Origin of the sequence: Marinomonas polaris DSM 16579 (assembly GCF_900129155.1) — a bacterium.
Classification (GTDB): Bacteria; Pseudomonadota; Gammaproteobacteria; order Pseudomonadales; family Marinomonadaceae; genus Marinomonas; species Marinomonas polaris.
Genome location: NZ_FQVF01000015.1, coordinates 121954 through 140547 on the forward strand (window position 1 = coordinate 121954; position 18594 = coordinate 140547).

The window sequence follows — 18594 nt, forward strand, 5'->3', positions numbered from 1 at the left end:
AATATATGGAATTAGACAAAATAGACCGAAAGATCCTAGCCATCTTGCAACGCAATAATCGTATCGCAAACGTGGAACTGGCCGAAGAGGTAGGCTTATCTCCACCAGCCTGCCACAAAAGAGTAAAACGACTAAGAGATGACAACATCATTGTGGGTGATGTTTCTATTGTGAACCCAGAATTGAGCGGGAATAAGCTGACTTTGCTGGTGTCGGTAGAAATGGAGCGGGACCGAAAAGATGTGTATGACGCTTTTAAACGCGTCGTTAGCAAAGCCCCTGAAGTGAGACACTGCTACCAGATCACAGGTAGCTACGATTTTATGATGGTCGTCACCGTGCCAGATATCCAAGCTTACGAAAGCTTTGTCGATCGAGTACTGCACACTGAAGCCAACATCCGAAAATTCCAGACCTCGGTATCACTTCGAACGGTAAAGTCCTCAACTGAGATCCATTTGAACAAATAGGTTACGTAGAGGCTGAGCAAAATGCTTAGGCTCAACGGATGTCAGCGTCACAGAATCACATTGTTGGAATTGACTGAATATTTTGATGGCTTCGACAAAGGCGCTAACAATCATGTCATCATCAAAACTCTGTGTTTCCTTCTTTTTTTCCAGGTACAGAGATTTGATTTCTAGGCGGTGTTCTTTACGATGAGCTTTGCAATCCATGCGACCGATAAATTCTCCTCGAAACAGTAGCGGCAGACAGAAGTAACCATATTTGCGTTTGGGCTCTGGTACATAACATTCAATCTGATAATCATACTGAAACAGACTTTTAAGTCGATCACGCTGAATAACACTGTTATCAAAGGGCGAGAGTATCAACATGCAATTATTCAAGCGAGGCAAGCGACGTTCTAGCGCGTCCGGTTCCATTACAAACACATCGCCATTAGGGATTTTTACTTGTTCTAACAAGCCTTGTTCCAAGCGCTCATCCACTATGTTTCTCACAGCGTTGCGAAGCCCTGTATTACGGCGTAAATAGGTCAGCCCCTTTAGGGAAGCAAGACCATGACAACGTAATTGCTGATCGACCAAATGGCTCGCAAACTCGTCTAAACTAGGTGTTGTAGAATCCACGTGAGAGGGCAAAACTCGCTCGGTTAAATCGTAGGTTTTCTGAAAGCCTTCACGATTACAAACCATGAGATCCCCTTGCATATAGAGTTGCTCAAGAGCTTTCTTCGCAGGCTTCCAATCCCACCAACCTGCTCCACTATTACTGGATTTGGTTTCGATATCTCGAGAACGTAATGGTCCGTCAGAAGTAACACGAGCTAACAACTCTGCCATCAACTTTTCATCTGGATCTTTGTACCAATGGGTTTGACCGCTTTTAATCGCATTCTTATAAGGCAAGGAAAAACGAAAATCGCCTATAGGTAAAAACGCCGCCGCGTGTGACCAATACTCAAACACATCCCTATCCAGCAACAGTTGATTGGTCATTGCTGGCACGAACTTGGGCACTCTTGAATACAGTACATGGTGATGAGCCCGCTCCACCACAGAAATAGTATCGATCTGAACGTAACCTAAATGACTCACTACTTTACGCGCGCCAGCCAAGCCACTACCAAACGAACTAGCCTGCAGCAAACCTTGAGATGCCAAAGCCAAACGACGCAAGCGAGAGAGGTCTTTATTAGATTTGAGTTCAATCATAATGATGCCAAGCCTTATTCAATTATTAAATTCGGCAAACAATCGCGCCTGTTGTACGCTTTTCCCAATTCTTCAAAGTAACGGAACGATATTTCTGCATGATGCCATCCGCAACGAATGATGTAATGCCAACATGATCCAATAAGGTAGTCATGACAGACTCAGCCGCTCGAACCGCGCCATCTTCGCACTTTAACGCAATAGCGAGTTTTAGCTCAGGAATAGCGGCGATATAAACACCTTCAGCCCCTACTTTAAGGAATACGCGCTTCTGCAATATCGTCATCATATCGGTACAATAACGATCGGTTCCCGCCACCATAAAAGGATGTTTCACCACAGCATCATATAAGGTTTTACAGGCTTTCTGACGCTCTACTGATAAGCTCTCAGGACTCGCAAACTTAGCAAAAGCCAATGCAAGATTGGTCAGTGGCATCGCCCATGTTGGCGCAGAGCAACCATCTGGCGACCAAGGTGCTGTGCTGTAATCGTACTCGCACATCTCTGCCATGGTATCGGCAATTTTCTGTTGTACTGGGTGATCAATACCTATGTAACCCTGTGATGGAACACCGAGCAATTTGGCTAGTCCCAACATACCAGCATGTTTACCAGAGCAATTATTATGCAATTGATTCGGCTTTTTTCCTTCGCCTGCTAGCGCATAACTTGCCTCAGCGCGGGATGGCCAATGACAGCCACATTCAAAGTCGGACTCAGACGAGGCAAGCTTATCTAACATGCTTTGTACTGTCGCCACATGCTCTGGCTCGCCACTATGAGACGCACAGCAGATAGCAATTTCCTCCTCACTAAAAGCAAAGAGTTCAGCACCGCCCATCTCGATAAAAGCCAATACTTGCATGGCTTTTATCGCGCTGCGAGGATAAACCAACATATCTACATCGCCCCAAGATTCAACCACTTCGCCAGTACTTGAGACAATAACCGCCTTAATACTATGCTCGCTTTCAACAATACCGCCGCGTGTCACTTGCACGGAAAGAGGAGCATGCTGCATATGATTTTTCCTTTATCTAAAAATGGAATAATTGAAACAGATTAAGTTGAACATGGGGATATAACAACGCGTCAGAAAAAGCCTTTTTTATCACTCCGGTGCTACAGAGGTTTGCAGGTAATCATCACAGACTTCCAGTTCGTAAATCGTTTTTGATTGAACTAAGCAACGGCGCATTTCATTACGTGCACGCTGGTAACCCTCATCAGTAAGATCGGTGATCTTTTCCCATTGCTCTCGACTTGGCCATTGGGCATAACCTACCAAAATATTAGGTTTATCTGACGTATGAAGTCTTGAGCCAAAGCTACCACAATTTTTATAAATCGCTTTTGTAACTTCAAGCCATGCATTACGAAAAGACGCTTCCGTGCCTTCTTTGATTTCAAATTCATAAACAGCGATAAACATCCTTTTCTCCTTGGGTTAATGATATTTTTATAATTTTACTTTTACCAAACACCAGTCTAAAAAACCTGCGCTCGTAACTAATAATACATTCTGTCTTAGTAAGTGAACGCAAAAAGATTATCAAACCAAAGCTTTCAATCGACTAGAAATTGGATGCTCGTCTTTAAGTTGCAACAAGTCCCATAAATTACCGTATAAGTCTTCAAATACGGCGACTGTGCCGTATTCCTGCTCAGCAGGTGGTCGAACAAAATGAATACCTTCTGCGACCATGCGTTCATAGTCTCGCCAGAAGTCGTCGGTGTTTAAAAATAGAAAAACACGACCGCCCGCTTGGTTGCCAATGAAGTCCATTTGTTCCGGTTTGGACGCTTTCGCTAGTAATAAGGTCACGCCCTTTGAACCTAGCGGAGACACGACGACCCAACGCTTGTCTTGCTCTGGCTGATAGGTATCTTCGATCAATTCAAATTTGAGTTTATTAACATAAAAATCAATGGCTTCATCGTAGTCTCTAACGACCAAACCGATATGCACTATGTCTTGCTTCATAGGTTTAAAACTCATTTAACAATGGGAATGACAAACACTATAACGCCAATGAAATCGCATCGAAAACGAAATTTAGTATTTAAAAAATTAGACGACCTAGGAGAGCAAAAAAATAACAACGTCATTTGACCAGCAAGAATAAGATCACGAGAAACAAGACAAAAGAAACACCTTGCCAGAACATAATGGGGTTACGTTGCATTAATGGCGGTCGAGTTCGATCTAGAAAAATTTGACTCGGATGATGAAGATCGTAGACGAATTCAGAGACTTCTTCGTAACGTTTTAGTGGGTTGATGTTTAATGCTTTATGCAATGCGTCGTCGATCCAAACTGGCAGTTCAGAGGCTTCGGTAATAACACTGCGATAAGTTAAGCGTTGTTGGGCTGCAATGCTTCTGGCTTGAGCTATTTTTGGGCTGTAAGGGAATTGATTGCCGGATAACATTTGGTAAGTAATAACGCCAAGCGCGTAAATATCGGAGCGTTCGGAACCCGCGTGACCAAGAAAGTATTCTGGTGCGGAATAGCGCATGGTGCCCCGCAGCACTTCTTCGTCTTTGGTGTTGCTCACACCAGCGATGTAGGTGGAACCAAAGTCGATGATTTTCACCGTATTGTGTTTATCGATCATGATGTTCGCAGGACGAATATCTTGATGAATCATGCTTTTACGATGGAAAGCCTGTAGTCCATTGGCGATTTGCGAAATGATGTCTCGGGTTTGTTCTAGTGTTGATTTGGGGTTGTCTATCATCCATTGGGCAAGGGATTGGCCTTCTATATATTCCGTCGCCAGATACAGAAATTGCCGTTGTCGTGGCGATTCTATGGCTTTGACCACATGAGGATTATTCAGCCGTTTCGCTATCCAGTCTTCCAACATGAAGCTTTCCAGATACGCCGCATCGTCGCTCAATTCAGCCGACGGCGTTTTAATCACCACATGCTCATTGCTATCTATATCGCATGCTAAAAACACATGACTGCGACTGCTCACATAAACAGACCGAAGTATCTCGTAGCCATCAAACGTCATTCTTTCTCGTAATGGCGGCGGCAAAGGCAATAGGCTGACGCCCTGCTGAACATCCTCCAACTGATAACTTGGCACTTCATCTACTCGGGCGATTTGAATACTGAGGTTATCGCCACTGCCGTTTTCCAAAGCCAGTGCAATAAGGTGTTCTGCGGCCTTATCCAAATTCTCTGATTCGACAATACAAGTAACTACTTGCTCTGCTTCAAGGAATTCATACACGCCATCAGTTGCCATCACAAAGATGTCACCTTTGGTCATCGGCAGAGTTTGATAATCCAGTTCTATAATCGGCTCTATACCTAAGGCACGAGTCAAATAGCTCTCGCTGACGGATACTCTGCGACGATGATCTTGTGTTAGTTGCTCGAGCTTTCCGTCAACTAATCGATAGACTCGACTGTCGCCTAAATGAAAGATATGAGCCGCATTGGCGCAAAGTACAATAACGGCAAAGGTACACACATAGCCTTTGTCTTTGTCGAATCGGCTTGGGCCGTTTTGTGTTTGAGAATACAGAGCAGCATTGATGGATTTAATGACCTTTTCACCCGATGTCTTCACCGACCAAACATCTGAGGTGTGGTAAAAATCTTCTAAAAATCGCGAAATAGCGAATTCACTGGCGGCTTGGCTCACCTCGCTCGAACTGATGCCATCGGCAACAGCAAGAGCAACACCTCTTGTTGTTAATAGCGGTTCCGCTGGTGTCTGACAACCCAAGAAATCCTGATTGATATCTTTTTTGCCCTTATTGGTCGAGCTACCAATGCTGATGCTTAGTTTTTTCATCTCACGACCTTAATAACACAAAAAACTCTGCAAGCACGAATGCTTACAGAGTCTAGAACTTTGTTTAATACAACGCGTATCTTGCAAAACGAACGTTATGCTAGTTTACGTGATGCTGATGTTTTCACATGGGTAAGGTAAAGCGGTAAACCGACCAATAACAAACCACCCGCAAGGTTTCCCAATACCGTTGGGATTTCGTTCCAAATCAGATAATCCATGAAAGTGAAATCACCACCCATGATCATAGAGAATGGGAACAAGAACATGTTAACAATAGAGTGCTCAAAACCCATGAAGAAGAACAACATAACCGGCATCCACATAGCAGCCATTTTGGCACCTGCGGAAGTAGAAATCATCGCGCCTACAACACCCATAGACACCATCCAGTTACATAACATGCCGCGAATAAAGATGGTAAACCAGCCACCGGCACCATGAGATTGATAACCCAAGGTACGCGATTCACCGATAGCACTCACTTTTGCCGCTAATTCGCCGCCGTCTGTTGAATACCCGTAGGTGAGAATAAACGACATCATGAACGCAGTGGTTAATGCTCCACCAAAGTTACCAATAAACACTAACCCCCAGTTGCGCAGCACTTGCGCAGGCGTTACACCCGGACGCTTATCCAGCAAAGCCAAAGGCACTAAGGTAAATACGCCAGTCAGTAAATCAAATTTCATTAAATACAGCATGATAAAACCAACGGGGAATAACACAGCACCCAATAATGGACTGCCCGTTTTGGTCGCTACGGTGATGGCAAAGATTGCCGCCAACCCCAGAATTGCACCCGCCATGAACGCACGAATGATGGTATCTTTTGTCGACATATAGACTTTTTGTTCGCCTGCGTCGACCATTTTGGTGACAAATTCACTTGGTTCTATGTAAGCCATTTTCACGCCCTCTTATCTTTAAATTGCAAAAAAACCAAAACGCTCTGAATCAACACTCTCTAAATCAAGCAAGTGCTATCACCATGATTTATATGGCAAGAACTTCCCGTTCAATGTCAAAATCACGCGATCACCTTTGGGGTTTTCTTCCTTTTCGACCTTCATTGAAAAATCAATCGCGCTCATGATGCCATCGCCAAATTTTTCCTGAATCACTTCTTTCAATGTTGGGCCATAAACGCCGACTACTTCGTACAATCGATAGATAAGCGGATCTTGTGGAATCGCTTGATCCCACGTTTTTGTTGGATATTCCATGAGGGCGGATTTTGCTTCTGCTGGCAGGCCTAAAAAAGCCACCAGTTTTTCAGCAACTTCTGCAGTACAGCTATTCATTCCTAAGCACGCGGATGTTATCCAAACGTCGGTCATGCCTACTGCATCAGCAATGGCTTCCCAGCTCAGATTTTTCTCTTTCTTGATGGTAAAAATAGCTTCTGTTACATCAATTTTTTTCATTCTTCTCTCCTAAAAATTTGGTCTAGCTAAAGTCCACTAAATGAACGCTGTAAAACTCCATGTCTCAGAATTAAGCAAACAGTTTTTGCCAATGACACGACCAGTATTGAAAAATCAAACGGCTTTTTAAGAAGGAAGAAGAAAAGAGAGAAGTAGATACACGCCTCCCTTATCAGTAACGTCCTTTCAAAAGGAGCCTGATCGAGTGCTACCAAAAAGGTTTAGTAGCGGGCGACGATGCCATTGACTAAGTTAACCGACATTGGCCAACTTATAAAATTCCTATAGGCAAAACCTACATGAACATATTTTTCATTCAGCAAAGATAATGCCAAGAAGAAAAGTCAAAAGAACTCAAAGTATTTTTTCCTTTAAGATCAATGCATAAGGTAATTTTATAGCAATTAAATAACATAGAAGTTTATTTAAAATACGCGATAAGCTGGGAACTACTTTTATTAAAGCGCACGTTTTAGACACAACCTCCGCACCAAGAGTAAACACAATTCATAAACCACTAAGTGAATGCGTCATTAGCGCTTTGATTTTCCTATCCCAGTACAGCGATTAATATAAAAATTTCACGAGATGAATTTTTTATATTAAAGATACCATTTTCAAAAATTAACAATAAAAACCAATAAAACAACGCAACTTCCTTTTTATTTTTATTAAATCAGACCATACAAAAAAAATACTGAATAAATATTTTTTTCAACTAGAATCAAAAATCATCTACCCTTATTTTGGAGAAAGTTAATGACGATAAAAATCAAAATTTATCTAGGCATAATGTTATTCGTCATCATAGTTTTAGGTAATTCTGTTTTAGGCATGTTATCCGTCAGTAAGCTAAAGTCCGAAATCAACTTTATTACAGGCAATGCATGGGATGCAGCAGATGGCTCGATGGAAGGAACTATTGGTATACAATCACAAATCATCACCCTTGATGCTTTCATTAATAATGAACTGTCATTAGCAGACGCTAAAAATAAAATTGCAGAGACAAATAAGTTTACTCAAGAAGCACTAGGCAGAATGAAAGCGTCTGGGCTGATAGAAACACAATCAATAACTACCTTAGACAATTATTTAGCAAAGCTAGAGACTTTGAAGGGAAAGATTCTCTCTGATGACAAAGAAAACTCAAAAAATGCTGTTGCAGAGTTTGACCAGCACGTCATAACATTATTGGAATTTGTGGGTGAATTAGAAGAAGAAGGTGATAGTAAAGTCGAAGAAGGCGCAGCGGGGATAGCGAATGTTATCAATCAAGTTGAGCTAAATAATTACATTAGCTTAGCTGTTGTACTTATTCTATCTACCTTTATTATCTTTGCTGCGAACAGGCTCATCATCCGACCTTTACGTCAAATGATATCAGTACTGGAAGGCCTTAATAGTGCAGACGGCAACCTAACCACTCGCCTTGATAGTTCAGGCAAAGACGAAATGGCCGAAGTAGCGAAAAACCTCAATGGTTTTATTGAACTTGTCCATTCTGTTATCAAACAAGTAGCCAGTACAGTTTCCACAACTCAGGGCTTTGCCGCTCAAATCGATGATGCATTACAACAAGTTGACCGTTTATCCAAGCATCAACAGCAAGGTACTAACGAGATATCCAATGCAGTCAACGCTATGACAAGCTCTTTAAGCGAAGTATCTTCTGATGCCAGCAAATGTGGTGATATGGCAATCAAAGCTAACACCAACTCGACTCAAGGGCAAAACAACTTATCGCAGACACTAAAATCATTACACAATGTCGTCGACGAAATGGACAAAGCTTCATCCGTGGTTTCCACCCTAGAAACCGACGGTCAGAATATTGGTAATGTACTGGATGTTATTCGTGGTATTGCAGAACAAACTAACCTATTGGCACTTAACGCTGCCATTGAAGCCGCGCGTGCAGGGGAAACAGGCCGAGGTTTTGCTGTTGTAGCAGATGAAGTGCGTAGCTTGGCAAACAGAACACACGAATCAACACTAGAGATCGAAACCGTTGTGGAACGCATACAGAAAGGCTCGGCAGATGCGGCGCAAGTAATGCGCACTTCTCAGAAATTAACCGAAGGTGTATCAACACAAGCAAAAGAAACCATCGAAATGTTCACAGCCATTATTGCTTCGATCAATACCTTGAGCCACACCAACCAACAAATATCCGCATCCATTCAGGAGCAGAACCAACAAGCAGGCGAGATAGCAGAACAAGTTAATGATGTCACTAACACAGCGTTTTCAAACGTGGAATACACACAAAAAGCCGTCGATATCAAAAATCGTTTAATCAACGATGTGCAGCAGCTAAGCAAGTTAGTGGACCGCTTTAGAATCTAGTAATTCGGTAAAACGCTTCACACTGTCCTCTTGCTTTCTTGACTAGAGCTAGAGAGCCCAGAGGATAACTTATAAGTTGTCCTCTTTTGCCATGAGCGCGGCTAAATAGCGCTCCTCCATTTCAACATATTTTTTTTGGACTGACTCTATCTTTGAGTCTAACTCCTTAATTTTTTTCTGCAATTTCTCGAACTCTTCAGATTGGTCTTGTCCATCAAATAGTTCTGCTTCTAAACGCTTTCGTTCTTCTTCTAATTCCTCATTAATTTCTCGAAGGTTTTCAACTTCTTCTTGATCTTGGCTGGCTAAAATATCATCTTCACCTTCACCCATTACCGTTTCATCAATAGCATCTGGATGAAGCAGTTTATATTCAAGATTTTCACGTAAATCTCTCGCTTTGTCTAAATCTCGCTCGAGCATTTCTACATACAGCTCAGACTCATTTACCATTAAACGCAAAGAGCTCAACTTTGAAGCTTGCTCATTGGCAAAAGCATCAGACTCTTCGGTAAATGAATCCTGATAAAGCAAGTCTTCCATATTTTTCATGGTGCTACGCTCTTCATCTATCACACCATATATATCAATACCCTGCGTAAGACCTTCATCTTGTTTTTTAAGTAGTGCTTTTTTTCGTTTTAAAGCCTCATCACGCTTAATCACGTCAATATTCAGGTTGTATCTAATAGCCTGCAAACTTTCAAGTTTGCCCTCTAATCGCTTAACCACTCGACTACTTTCTAATAATGTTTTTTCCAGTCTGGCAATAGAAATATCGTAGACGCCAATGTGCTTACCATCGCCTTCATGGTCTACTTTCACTTTACGAACTTGTTCTTTTAAATCGGCAATGATTGTTTTTTGGTAAGCCGCTAACTGTTTGAGATCAGAAACTTTATCATCTAACTCTGAACGAACCGAATGCAAAAAATCAGACTGATCTGCCTCACTTAAGAATGCCTCCAAGGCATCTACATAAAGTGCGTTATCGCCCTCTTCCTTGACTTCGGCTAAATGCAACTTTAAGCGTTCAGAAAACTCGTACATACTTGCCATTTCAGATCGAAGCAAAGCAAGTGACTCATCAAGTTCAGTTTCTTTCTCTAATTTCTTTTGAAGCTTTTCAAACTGTAAATTTAATTCAGATGTTATGTTTACTTGGGCGAACACTTTTTCACCCGCTTTCTGAATGACTTTATTTAACTCTCGCAACAAAGACTGATTAACTTTTAACGATTTCAAAAGTGCATCGATCTCTTGCGCACGATCTACTTTATCCAAGAGGCTTTTGAATCCATCTAGAAGCGCCAGCACTTTCGGATTCGGCACGGAATGCTCAATGATATGTATTTCAACATCTAAAAAAATTGCCCAACATGACAAAGCAGCCCGTCCCTGAAAGTCAGACTTTGGTAACTCAGTAAGAAGTTGAGCACATATGTTTCGCTGCTGTTCAAGCAAAGCTAACCACTGTCTTTTTTCTTCTACTGACACATCTTGCTTATCAGCATGCAATTCAACAGATTCCACTTCATCAGCAACATCTGGCTTAGATACATTTTTCTTTAGAGAAAAATATCTCAACAAAACAAATATGAACACCACAAGCAAAAGTGCACTCGATACAATAAGCCCCCATTGCCAAATCAACATATTATGACAGTCCTATTTAATACAAAGTCTTTAAAGAAATAATCATAGAGGGATATGTCTTAAGAAACCATTAAACATACATTTTTTAACGCACTCACCACAAAAACAAAAAAAGCAGGTACAAGACCTGCTTTTTAGAGATGTTATTTTTGCTAGAAAAAGTTAGAAGTCTAGTTGTTCTGCTTCTTCATCTGCTTCAACGTCTGTTTCTTTAGCATTCGTTTTTTCGTCCGCCTTACCCTTTTTAGGTAATAAATCTTCACGGATCTTGGCTTCAATTTCTTTCGCCATTTCAGGATTATCTGCTAAGAATTGAGCTGCATTGGCTTTGCCCTGACCAATTTTATTACCATTATAAGCGTACCAAGCACCTGCCTTATCAACAAAACCTTGCTTTACACCTAGATCGATCACTTCGCCCATACGGTAAATACCAGCACCGTACATGATTTGGAATTCAGCTTGTTTAAATGGTGGTGCAATCTTGTTTTTCACTACTTTAACGCGAGTTTCATTACCAATCACTTCATCGCCCTGCTTCACTGAGCCGATGCGACGAATATCCAAACGGACAGAAGAGTAGAACTTAAGTGCGTTACCACCAGTAGTCGTTTCTGGAGAGCCGAACATAACACCAATTTTCATACGAATTTGGTTGATAAAGATAACAAGGCAATTGGCGTTTTTAATAGAACCAGTCAATTTACGCATTGCTTGCGAAAGCAAACGCGCTTGAACACCAACAGAAGAGCTACCCATTTCGCCTTCAATTTCAGACTTAGGAACCAAGGCTGCCACAGAGTCGATGATAATAACGTCAACGCTATTTGAACGTACCAACATGTCAACGATTTCAAGAGCTTGCTCACCAGTGTCTGGCTGAGAGATCAAAAGGTCAGCGATATTGACACCAAGCTTTTCTGCATAAGAAGGATCGAGAGCGTGTTCCGCATCAATAAAGGCACAAGTTTTACCTTGCTTCTGAGCTTCTGCAATAACACTCAGTGTTAATGTTGTTTTACCTGAAGACTCTGGTCCGTAGATTAAGGTTATATAGAAGAAATACTCAATAATGGTACACGTTATTAAGTAGGTGGACTCCAAACTGCTTTATAGACAGTCTGATGATATTGATTTTGGTGATGTGGACTTCCCAGAGTTTGCTAGACAGTAGGAACTTTTAAAAAATACTTTTCTTCGAACTTAGCAGGTGACACGCCGCCTGTATGCGAATGTCGTTTTATCGGATTGTAGAACATCTCAATAAAATTAAATATCTCACCTTTCGCTTCTTCTCGTGTCGAGTAGATCTTTCGTTTTGTCACCCTCTTCTTGAAAGTCGCAAAAAAGCTTTCTGCAACGGCGTTATCATGACAATTTCCTCGACGGCTCATGGAAGGAATCAAATTGTGAGCCTTCATAAAGGCGAGGTAATCAGAGCTCGCGTATTGGCTCCCCTGATCGCTGTGCACTAATACTTCATTCTTAGGTTTACGCTGCCAAACCGCCATCAATAAAGCATTAATAACCAGATGACGATCCATCGTTTTATCCATTGACCACCCGACAACACGTCGGGAAAATAAATCTATTACTGTCGCTACGTACAAAAATCCTTCATGGGTTCTAACGTAGGTGATGTCACTTACCCACGCTTTATTGGGTGCATCAGGGTTAAACTGGCGCTTCAATATGTTGTCCGCAATCTGGTCTACTTTACCGCCTTGGATATAACGACGTTTATAGCCAATCTGAGCCTTAATGTTGTTATTGCGCATGATCTTGGCAACACGGTGTACGCTACAGGATTCTCCTTCATCACGGAGGTCGCGATATATCCATGGACTGCCATAGGTTCCTCCGCTAGCAATGTGGCATTCTTTTATACGCTCTAGCAGCCGTAAATCCTCAACCGCCCGATCAGATAAAGGCTTTTTAACCAAGTGTAATAACCGCTTCGATGAATTTTAAAGACGTGACACATCAGCTAAACGGAGTGCTCTTTTTGATGATCACGGACAAAGGCGTACTTTACTCTGGGTTGTTGGCAAAGTACCTTGCGGCCTTTTTTAGAATGTCACGTTCCTCCGTGATTCGTCTCAGTTCAGACTTGAGTCGTGCGTTCTCGGAGGTTAAGTCGAGGTCTTCAGAAGGCTTAGGCTGTGGCTCTCCATACTTTTTGATCCAGGCGTATAAACTATGGGTGGTCGTATCGAGCCGTTGAGCCACTTCAGCAACAGAGTAACCACGCTCTGTCACTTGTTTAACCGCTTCTCTTTTAAATTCTTCAGGGTAACGTTTGGACTTCATAATACACCTCTTATTTAACTAGATTTTAACGTTAATAGGTGTCTAGTAAAGTCTGGGAAGTCCACTTAATTTAAAAATTTTCACAAGAAAATGCGTGAGATGTAGCGTCATTCATCCAGCCGAGAAAAGAATATCAAGGATAATTTAAGACAGGCTCAACGTGACAATTTAGCTAACGGCTTAATTTAAAAAAAGCACGAATTGATCTTTTCAGTGCATTATTATATGTCTAATCATACGGACCTGATTCACTATCACACGCACAATCGATGCTCTAAGGGCCTGCTATTATGTAAAGTACATTGCACCTAACAGCCTGGTGAAGCAGCACTCATCAGGTATAGTTTTGCTATCCGAGCTTATACCTGTGGTTGGTTGTCATGGGATGGCTTTCGCAAAAAAAACTGACCGCCTATTTATTACCTCATTCCCAGCACATTCATGCGTTTCGCTTTCTACACCAGTGTGACAAGCGCTCGTTTCCCTAATACTTTTATAAATCTACTAATGAAAAAAGTACACAAACAACAACTTAGAAAACATTGGGAAGCCCGAACCAATAAATAAAAAGGGGCAAATGAGTAAAAAATTCTTTTGTTTACTGAAAAAGGAATTTGTACATACATATTAGAATGCACTAAAACCTACTTAATATATGAATCTAAAATCTTCAGTATTACCTCTAAATCCGCCTCTCTTTTAGCAAGATCGTCTTCAAGAACAACATGTTCAATCAAGTGCTCTTTAATAACCTCACGCATCAATCCATTGACAGCACCTCGAATAGCGGCAATTTGTTGTAACACATCTTGACACTCATGCTCATTTTCCAACATTTTTTTAAGACCATTAGTCTGGCCTTGTATCTTACTGACACGAGCTATGATTTTTTTCTGATCTCGAGTGGTATGCGACATGGAAAAGTCCATCATTTAATAAGTAACACTGACTATACACGAAAATATAACATCAAAATTATACTAGGGGGTAGTAATTTATACTGGGAGGCAGTATATTTCCAATCCGAACACAATTAAATAGAGTGGATAGCAATGGACTTTACAACACTACTTCAGCAAGGCAATGGGTGGCTATTCATTCCCAGCGCTATTCTTCTTGGCGCATTGCATGGCTTAGAACCCGGTCACTCAAAGACAATGATGGCTGCTTTTATTGTTTCTATAAAAGGCTCGACAAGACAAGCGGTTATGCTTGGGCTAGCCGCAGCGTTTTCTCATACTATTGTTGTTTGGCTTATCGCTTTAGGTGGGATGTATGTCAGTAAACAATTTACAGCGGAAGCGGTAGAACCCTGGATGTTACTTATTTCTGGAATCATCGTTATTTCGACTGGTATTTGGATGATTTGGAAAACCTGGAATGGAGAAAGAACGTGGCAAAAATTACACACGCATTCTCAGAATTGGACAAAACAGATTGTCGATACAGGACATGGCTATATTAGCCTATCTGTCGTGGAAGATACTCAACATAACAACCGATTCCAATTAAGAATATTGAGTGGTCACACTTTAAGTGCCTCTGAAGTTAGAGTTCAACTTAAAAACGCAGAAAACAAAATACCTATTGAGTATGATTTTATTGAGCGAGATGGTTACTTAGAATCAGCATTGAGTTTTCAAGATACGAACCAATTATCCGTTAATCTAATGATCGGGCACGATCATCATGTCCATGATTTTGATGTTCATTTTCATGAACATAGCCACTTATCTGAAGAAAGTAATGATAAAGAGTACCAAGACGCTCACGAGCGAGCACATGCTTTAGATATACAGAAACGTTTTATGAACCAAACGGTAACGAATGGCCAAATACTATTATTCGGTTTAACAGGCGGCTTAATACCCTGTCCTGCAGCAGTGACCGTCTTATTAATTTGCCTTCAATTGAAAACCTTAGTTCTTGGTTCCACACTTGTTTTATCTTTCAGTATTGGTTTGGCGCTAACTCTCGTATCTGTTGGCATCATTGCTGCAGTTGGTGTCAAGAAAGCAACTCGCAAGTGGAACCGTTTAAGCAATCTTGCACGTAGAGCACCATATTTTTCAGGAGTATTAATCTGTGTTGTTGGCCTCTACATGGGAATTCACGGGTACAGCTTGGGAACATACGAATAAGTCGGCAACATGAGACAATATTGCCAACTTAATTTGACCATGATTCCTGCCGACTATGAACCAGCTTTCCTTCGCCGATACCGAATTTACCAGCAAACGCCGCAAGACTCGCAAAGAGCTCTTCCTTGGTCGGATGAATGAGCTGATTCCATGGAAACAGCTTGAAGCTCAAATTGAACCGTTCTACCCAAAAGCTGGCAATGGGCGGCGTCCATATCCTCTCGCTACCATGCTGCGCATTCACTTTATGCAAAACTGGTACAACATGAGTGATCCAGCGATGGAAGATGCCCTTTACGAGATTACCTCAATGCGGCTGTTTGCTGGCTTATCATTAGAAGGTGCGATTCCAGACCACACGACCATAATGAATTTCCGTCACCTGCTTGAGAAGCACAAACTGGGTCGTAAACTCTTCAAAGAAGTAAACAAATGGCTGTCTGATTCTGGCACCTACTTTAAAGAAGGGACAATCGTTGATGCGACGATTATTGAGGCAGCAAGTTCCACCAAAAATAAATCTAATGCACGCGATCCCGAAATGCACCAAACGCAAAAAGGGAAGCAGTGGTTCTTTGGCATGAAAGCTCACATTGGTGTTGATGCAAAGCGTGGGTTAGTGCACAGCTTCACCACGACGCCTGCCAATGATCACGATTTAAACCAGTTGACGGAACTTCTTCATGGTAATGAATCATTTGTATCAGCGGACTCTGGCTACCGTGGCGTAGAAAAGCGCATAAAGACCAAGGATAAGAAAATTGATTGGTTAGTCGCAGAGATGCCTAGCAAGATACGCGCTTGGAAGAAGCACCCTCGCATAAATAAGCAGCTGATCCGAACGGAATACTTAAAGGCGAGTATCAGGGCGAAAGTCAAGCACCCGTTTAGAATATTGAAATGTCAGTTTGGTTTTCGCAAAGTCGTCTACAAAGGTCTGTCTAAAAATGACAATAAACTCGCCGTGTTGTTTGCGCTGGGAAATTTGTTACGAGTAGATCAGATGATGCGATCTGCACGGGGTTAATCCGTCTAAATAACGGATTTTTAGCTGCTTAGAGCAGCGTAATGGCGGAAAACTGCGCCTAATTGGTACAGTTGACGAATTGCCGTCTAGCGGAACAAGTCAGGCCAGAATTATCTGACTTGTTCGTAGTATCCATAGCAGATAAGGTCTTCTTCCATTGCCAGCTTAGGATAAAACGACTCAATAATTGCTTCTAGTTGATCCCAAGACATCAACTCATTCATGCGTGCATGAAAAATTTCTTTACGAGTTTTACGACGTTTGTTATTGAACTCGCTGCCGACAAAGGTGAGATGGTGTGACATGGATAATAAAACAGGATGATCTCATGAAAGGGGCTTATTCGCATATCCCACAGCAACACATAATACATTGACAGAAACTTCATGAGGATTTTCGAGTTGAATAATACCTAGTAAAATTGGAGACATCCAGAGCCTGAATGGTCTTGTGTGCTCGTTTACAAAGCTGGTTAGTTAGCTCCTATTAAATTGGCTAACTAACCAGTTGTATTTGATGGATTAATCGTTTATCAATATTTTTTATAAACTGTCATCACGCCTTGTTGGCTAAATTGAACCACATTAAAATCTCTGTATCCCTGACCTTTCGCTGCCATGCCAGGAGAATATCTTGGCATTCCAGGCACAGCCAAGCCTGATACATTTTCAGGCTTTTCTAGTATTAAACGCGCTACATCTTGTTCTGGCACATGCCCTTCAATTAAGTAACTGTCGATTACAGCGGTGTGACACGATTGTAGTTGCATGGGCATACCCGCATCTTTCTTTAAAGAGGACCAGTCTTCTATGTGATGATAATTAACGGTATATTCCTCTGCCTTCATTAGCTCACCCCATTTAACACAACAACCGCATGTCGGAGACTTGTAGAGATCTATTATAGGTTGTGCAAACACGCTTGCACTGACTAACGTTAAGATTGAAGCTGCAATGCTTTTATTTATTACCTTCATATATTCACCTCTTTCAAAATTAGCTATTTACTATTAATTTGGCTATCTGATAATTTTACCGCCCGCAGCCTTAAAGCATTTAGTATGACACTCACCGAGGACAACGACATAGCTGCAGCGGCAAAAATAGGCGATAAGAGAATACCTGTAAACGGATAAAGTACTCCTGCAGCAATCGGTACTCCTGCCATGTTATAAATGAATGCAAAGAACAGGTTCTGCCGAATATTATGCATGGTTGCTCGGGATAATCGTCGCGCTTCCACTATGCCCATCAGATCGCCACGCAACAAAGTAATGCCCGCACTTTCTATGGCCACGTCGGTTCCTGTGCCCATCGCAATACCTACATCAGCAGTTGCCAAGGCTAACGCATCATTTACACCATCTCCAGCCATAACAACAACACGCCCCTCATTCTTAAGTTGTTGAATAACCTTGCCTTTATCTTCCGGCAACACTTCTGCTTTCACTTCATCAATGTGGAGCTTGCGGGCTACGGCTTCAGCGGAAGTAAGGTTATCTCCAGTCAGCATCACCACCCGAATTCCTTCCTTCTGCAGAGCGATTATTGCCGCTTTGGAGGTATCCTTGACAGGGTCTGCAATTGCCAGCAAACCACAAACCTTCCCGTCAACCGCGGCAAAGATTACTGTGGCACCGTCTTCTCGAAGTTGGTTAGCTTCTTCCTCAAAAGTTGAAGTATTAACATTTTCTGACTGCATTAACAGTCGATTACCAAGCAGAACCCTTTTTCCATCGACTTCACCGGTAACGCCTTTGCCGTTCGGTGAGTCGAAATCTATGACGTCTGGCAGAGTTAGATTCATGGTCTTAGCTTTATCTAAAATGGCATGTGCTAACGGATGCTCGCTGCCTTTTTCAAGACTACCGGAATAACGCATCAAATCCTCATCGCTGAAACCGTTTGCCAAGACCAGTTTTGTCACCTGAGGCTTACCTTCGGTCAAGGTCCCGGTTTTATCCACTACCACTGTGTCTACTTTTTCCATCCGCTCCAACGCTTCAGCATCTCGGATCAAGACACCGATCTGAGCGCCACGACCAACACCGACCATGATCGACATAGGAGTCGCCAGACCCAAGGCACAGGGACAAGCAATAATCAGCACACTCACAGCTGCGATCAGACCAAAGGCCATGGGTGGCGTTGGACCGACGATAGACCAGACTCCGAATGCAATGATAGA

At 42.0% G+C, this 18594-nt stretch carries 17 protein-coding genes and 1 pseudogene; 4 read left to right on the forward strand and 14 right to left on the reverse strand.

Going from position 1 to position 18594, the window contains the following annotated elements:
• Window positions 1–5 precede the first annotated feature (5 nt).
• Complete coding sequence (locus tag BUA59_RS16145; protein WP_072840708.1) at window positions 6–470, forward strand: Lrp/AsnC family transcriptional regulator; 465 nt, start codon at window positions 6–8, stop codon at window positions 468–470.
• On the opposite strand, the gene BUA59_RS16150 is transcribed toward BUA59_RS16145, so the two are convergent.
• The 7 genes from BUA59_RS16150 to cynS all read right to left on the reverse strand — a co-directional run bounded on the left by BUA59_RS16150 (window position 444) and on the right by cynS (window position 6924).
• Window positions 444–1679 carry a winged helix-turn-helix domain-containing protein gene (locus tag BUA59_RS16150; protein WP_072840709.1) on the reverse strand — a complete coding sequence of 412 codons (1236 nt, stop codon included), beginning with the start codon at window positions 1677–1679 and terminating at the stop codon, window positions 444–446. The two genes, BUA59_RS16145 and BUA59_RS16150, sit on opposite strands and share 27 nt — an antisense overlap.
• 25 nt (window positions 1680–1704) lie before the next feature.
• Window positions 1705–2703, reverse strand: a complete 999-nt coding sequence (locus BUA59_RS16155; RefSeq protein WP_072840710.1) for an asparaginase — start codon at window positions 2701–2703, stop codon at window positions 1705–1707.
• Window positions 2704–2793: 90 nt separating this feature from the next.
• Window positions 2794–3114 (reverse strand): antibiotic biosynthesis monooxygenase, encoded by a 321-nt coding sequence (locus BUA59_RS16160; RefSeq protein WP_072840711.1) that lies wholly within the window; start codon window positions 3112–3114, stop codon window positions 2794–2796.
• Window positions 3115–3234: 120 nt separating this feature from the next.
• Window positions 3235–3666 carry a VOC family protein gene (locus BUA59_RS16165; RefSeq protein ID WP_072840712.1) on the reverse strand — a complete coding sequence of 144 codons (432 nt, stop codon included), beginning with the start codon at window positions 3664–3666 and terminating at the stop codon, window positions 3235–3237.
• Window positions 3667–3787: 121 nt separating this feature from the next.
• On the reverse strand, window positions 3788–5497 hold the full coding sequence (locus BUA59_RS16170; RefSeq protein WP_072840713.1) for a bifunctional protein-serine/threonine kinase/phosphatase: 1710 nt from the start codon (window positions 5495–5497) through the stop codon (window positions 3788–3790).
• Between the two features lie 95 nt (window positions 5498–5592).
• Entirely contained in the window at window positions 5593–6405 is an 813-nt protein-coding gene (locus BUA59_RS16175) for a formate/nitrite transporter family protein (RefSeq protein WP_072840714.1), read from the reverse strand.
• A gap of 78 nt (window positions 6406–6483) precedes the next feature.
• Entirely contained in the window at window positions 6484–6924 is a 441-nt protein-coding gene (cynS, locus tag BUA59_RS16180; RefSeq protein WP_072840715.1) for a cyanase, read from the reverse strand.
• Between the two features lie 759 nt (window positions 6925–7683).
• Between cynS and BUA59_RS16185 the strand changes: the two genes are divergently transcribed.
• On the forward strand, window positions 7684–9273 hold the full coding sequence (locus BUA59_RS16185; RefSeq protein WP_072840716.1) for a methyl-accepting chemotaxis protein: 1590 nt from the start codon (window positions 7684–7686) through the stop codon (window positions 9271–9273).
• Window positions 9274–9342: 69 nt separating this feature from the next.
• Here BUA59_RS16185 and BUA59_RS16190 read toward each other — a convergent pair whose 3' ends face one another.
• From BUA59_RS16190 to rcnR, 4 genes and pseudogenes are all read right to left on the reverse strand, one after another.
• On the reverse strand, window positions 9343–10929 hold the full coding sequence (locus tag BUA59_RS16190; protein ID WP_072840717.1) for a coiled-coil domain-containing protein: 1587 nt from the start codon (window positions 10927–10929) through the stop codon (window positions 9343–9345).
• Between the two features lie 162 nt (window positions 10930–11091).
• Window positions 11092–12033 (reverse strand): recombinase RecA, encoded by a 942-nt coding sequence (recA, locus tag BUA59_RS16195; protein WP_281251023.1) that lies wholly within the window; start codon window positions 12031–12033, stop codon window positions 11092–11094.
• 59 nt (window positions 12034–12092) lie between these two features.
• A pseudogene (locus BUA59_RS16200) lies at window positions 12093–13239 on the reverse strand (IS3 family transposase).
• Window positions 13240–13883: 644 nt separating this feature from the next.
• Window positions 13884–14156 carry a Ni(II)/Co(II)-binding transcriptional repressor RcnR gene (gene rcnR, locus BUA59_RS16210; RefSeq protein ID WP_072840719.1) on the reverse strand — a complete coding sequence of 91 codons (273 nt, stop codon included), beginning with the start codon at window positions 14154–14156 and terminating at the stop codon, window positions 13884–13886.
• 135 nt (window positions 14157–14291) lie between these two features.
• On the opposite strand from rcnR, the gene BUA59_RS16215 reads away from it, so the two are divergent.
• Together BUA59_RS16215 and BUA59_RS16220 are read left to right on the forward strand one after the other, a co-directional pair.
• Window positions 14292–15380, forward strand: coding sequence for a nickel/cobalt efflux protein RcnA (locus tag BUA59_RS16215; protein ID WP_072840720.1), 1089 nt, complete (start codon window positions 14292–14294; stop codon window positions 15378–15380).
• A 55-nt stretch (window positions 15381–15435) separates the two neighbouring features.
• Window positions 15436–16407 carry an IS5 family transposase gene (locus tag BUA59_RS16220; protein WP_072840721.1) on the forward strand — a complete coding sequence of 324 codons (972 nt, stop codon included), beginning with the start codon at window positions 15436–15438 and terminating at the stop codon, window positions 16405–16407.
• A 110-nt stretch (window positions 16408–16517) separates the two neighbouring features.
• Here the strand turns inward: BUA59_RS16220 and BUA59_RS16225 are convergent, their stop codons facing one another.
• From BUA59_RS16225 to BUA59_RS16235, 3 genes are all read right to left on the reverse strand, one after another.
• Window positions 16518–16712: a hypothetical protein gene (locus BUA59_RS16225; protein WP_072840722.1), complete on the reverse strand. Its 195-nt coding sequence runs from the start codon at window positions 16710–16712 to the stop codon at window positions 16518–16520.
• A gap of 227 nt (window positions 16713–16939) precedes the next feature.
• The gene (locus BUA59_RS16230; protein ID WP_217653745.1) at window positions 16940–17254 is read right to left on the reverse strand and encodes a DUF411 domain-containing protein; all 315 of its coding nucleotides are present in this window, start codon (window positions 17252–17254) and stop codon (window positions 16940–16942) included.
• A gap of 152 nt (window positions 17255–17406) precedes the next feature.
• A partial coding sequence (locus BUA59_RS16235) for a heavy metal translocating P-type ATPase (RefSeq protein WP_139248895.1) occupies window positions 17407–18594 on the reverse strand: 1188 nt, incomplete at its 5' end.

What these genes read in the sequence shown, in the direction of transcription:
- BUA59_RS16145 (WP_072840708.1), top strand. Translation starts at nt 6, where the DNA reads ATGGAATTAGACAAAATAGACCGAAAGATCCTAGCCATCTTGCAACGC.
- BUA59_RS16150 (WP_072840709.1), bottom strand. Translation starts at nt 1,679, where the DNA reads ATGATTGAACTCAAATCTAATAAAGACCTCTCTCGCTTGCGTCGTTTG.
- BUA59_RS16155 (WP_072840710.1), bottom strand. Translation starts at nt 2,703, where the DNA reads ATGCAGCATGCTCCTCTTTCCGTGCAAGTGACACGCGGCGGTATTGTT.
- BUA59_RS16160 (WP_072840711.1), bottom strand. Translation starts at nt 3,114, where the DNA reads ATGTTTATCGCTGTTTATGAATTTGAAATCAAAGAAGGCACGGAAGCG.
- BUA59_RS16165 (WP_072840712.1), bottom strand. Translation starts at nt 3,666, where the DNA reads ATGAAGCAAGACATAGTGCATATCGGTTTGGTCGTTAGAGACTACGAT.
- BUA59_RS16170 (WP_072840713.1), bottom strand. Translation starts at nt 5,497, where the DNA reads ATGAAAAAACTAAGCATCAGCATTGGTAGCTCGACCAATAAGGGCAAA.
- BUA59_RS16175 (WP_072840714.1), bottom strand. Translation starts at nt 6,405, where the DNA reads ATGGCTTACATAGAACCAAGTGAATTTGTCACCAAAATGGTCGACGCA.
- cynS (WP_072840715.1), bottom strand. Translation starts at nt 6,924, where the DNA reads ATGAAAAAAATTGATGTAACAGAAGCTATTTTTACCATCAAGAAAGAG.
- BUA59_RS16185 (WP_072840716.1), top strand. Translation starts at nt 7,684, where the DNA reads ATGACGATAAAAATCAAAATTTATCTAGGCATAATGTTATTCGTCATC.
- BUA59_RS16190 (WP_072840717.1), bottom strand. Translation starts at nt 10,929, where the DNA reads ATGTTGATTTGGCAATGGGGGCTTATTGTATCGAGTGCACTTTTGCTT.
- rcnR (WP_072840719.1), bottom strand. Translation starts at nt 14,156, where the DNA reads ATGTCGCATACCACTCGAGATCAGAAAAAAATCATAGCTCGTGTCAGT.
- BUA59_RS16215 (WP_072840720.1), top strand. Translation starts at nt 14,292, where the DNA reads ATGGACTTTACAACACTACTTCAGCAAGGCAATGGGTGGCTATTCATT.
- BUA59_RS16220 (WP_072840721.1), top strand. Translation starts at nt 15,436, where the DNA reads ATGAACCAGCTTTCCTTCGCCGATACCGAATTTACCAGCAAACGCCGC.
- BUA59_RS16225 (WP_072840722.1), bottom strand. Translation starts at nt 16,712, where the DNA reads ATGTCACACCATCTCACCTTTGTCGGCAGCGAGTTCAATAACAAACGT.
- BUA59_RS16230 (WP_217653745.1), bottom strand. Translation starts at nt 17,254, where the DNA reads ATGAAGGCAGAGGAATATACCGTTAATTATCATCACATAGAAGACTGG.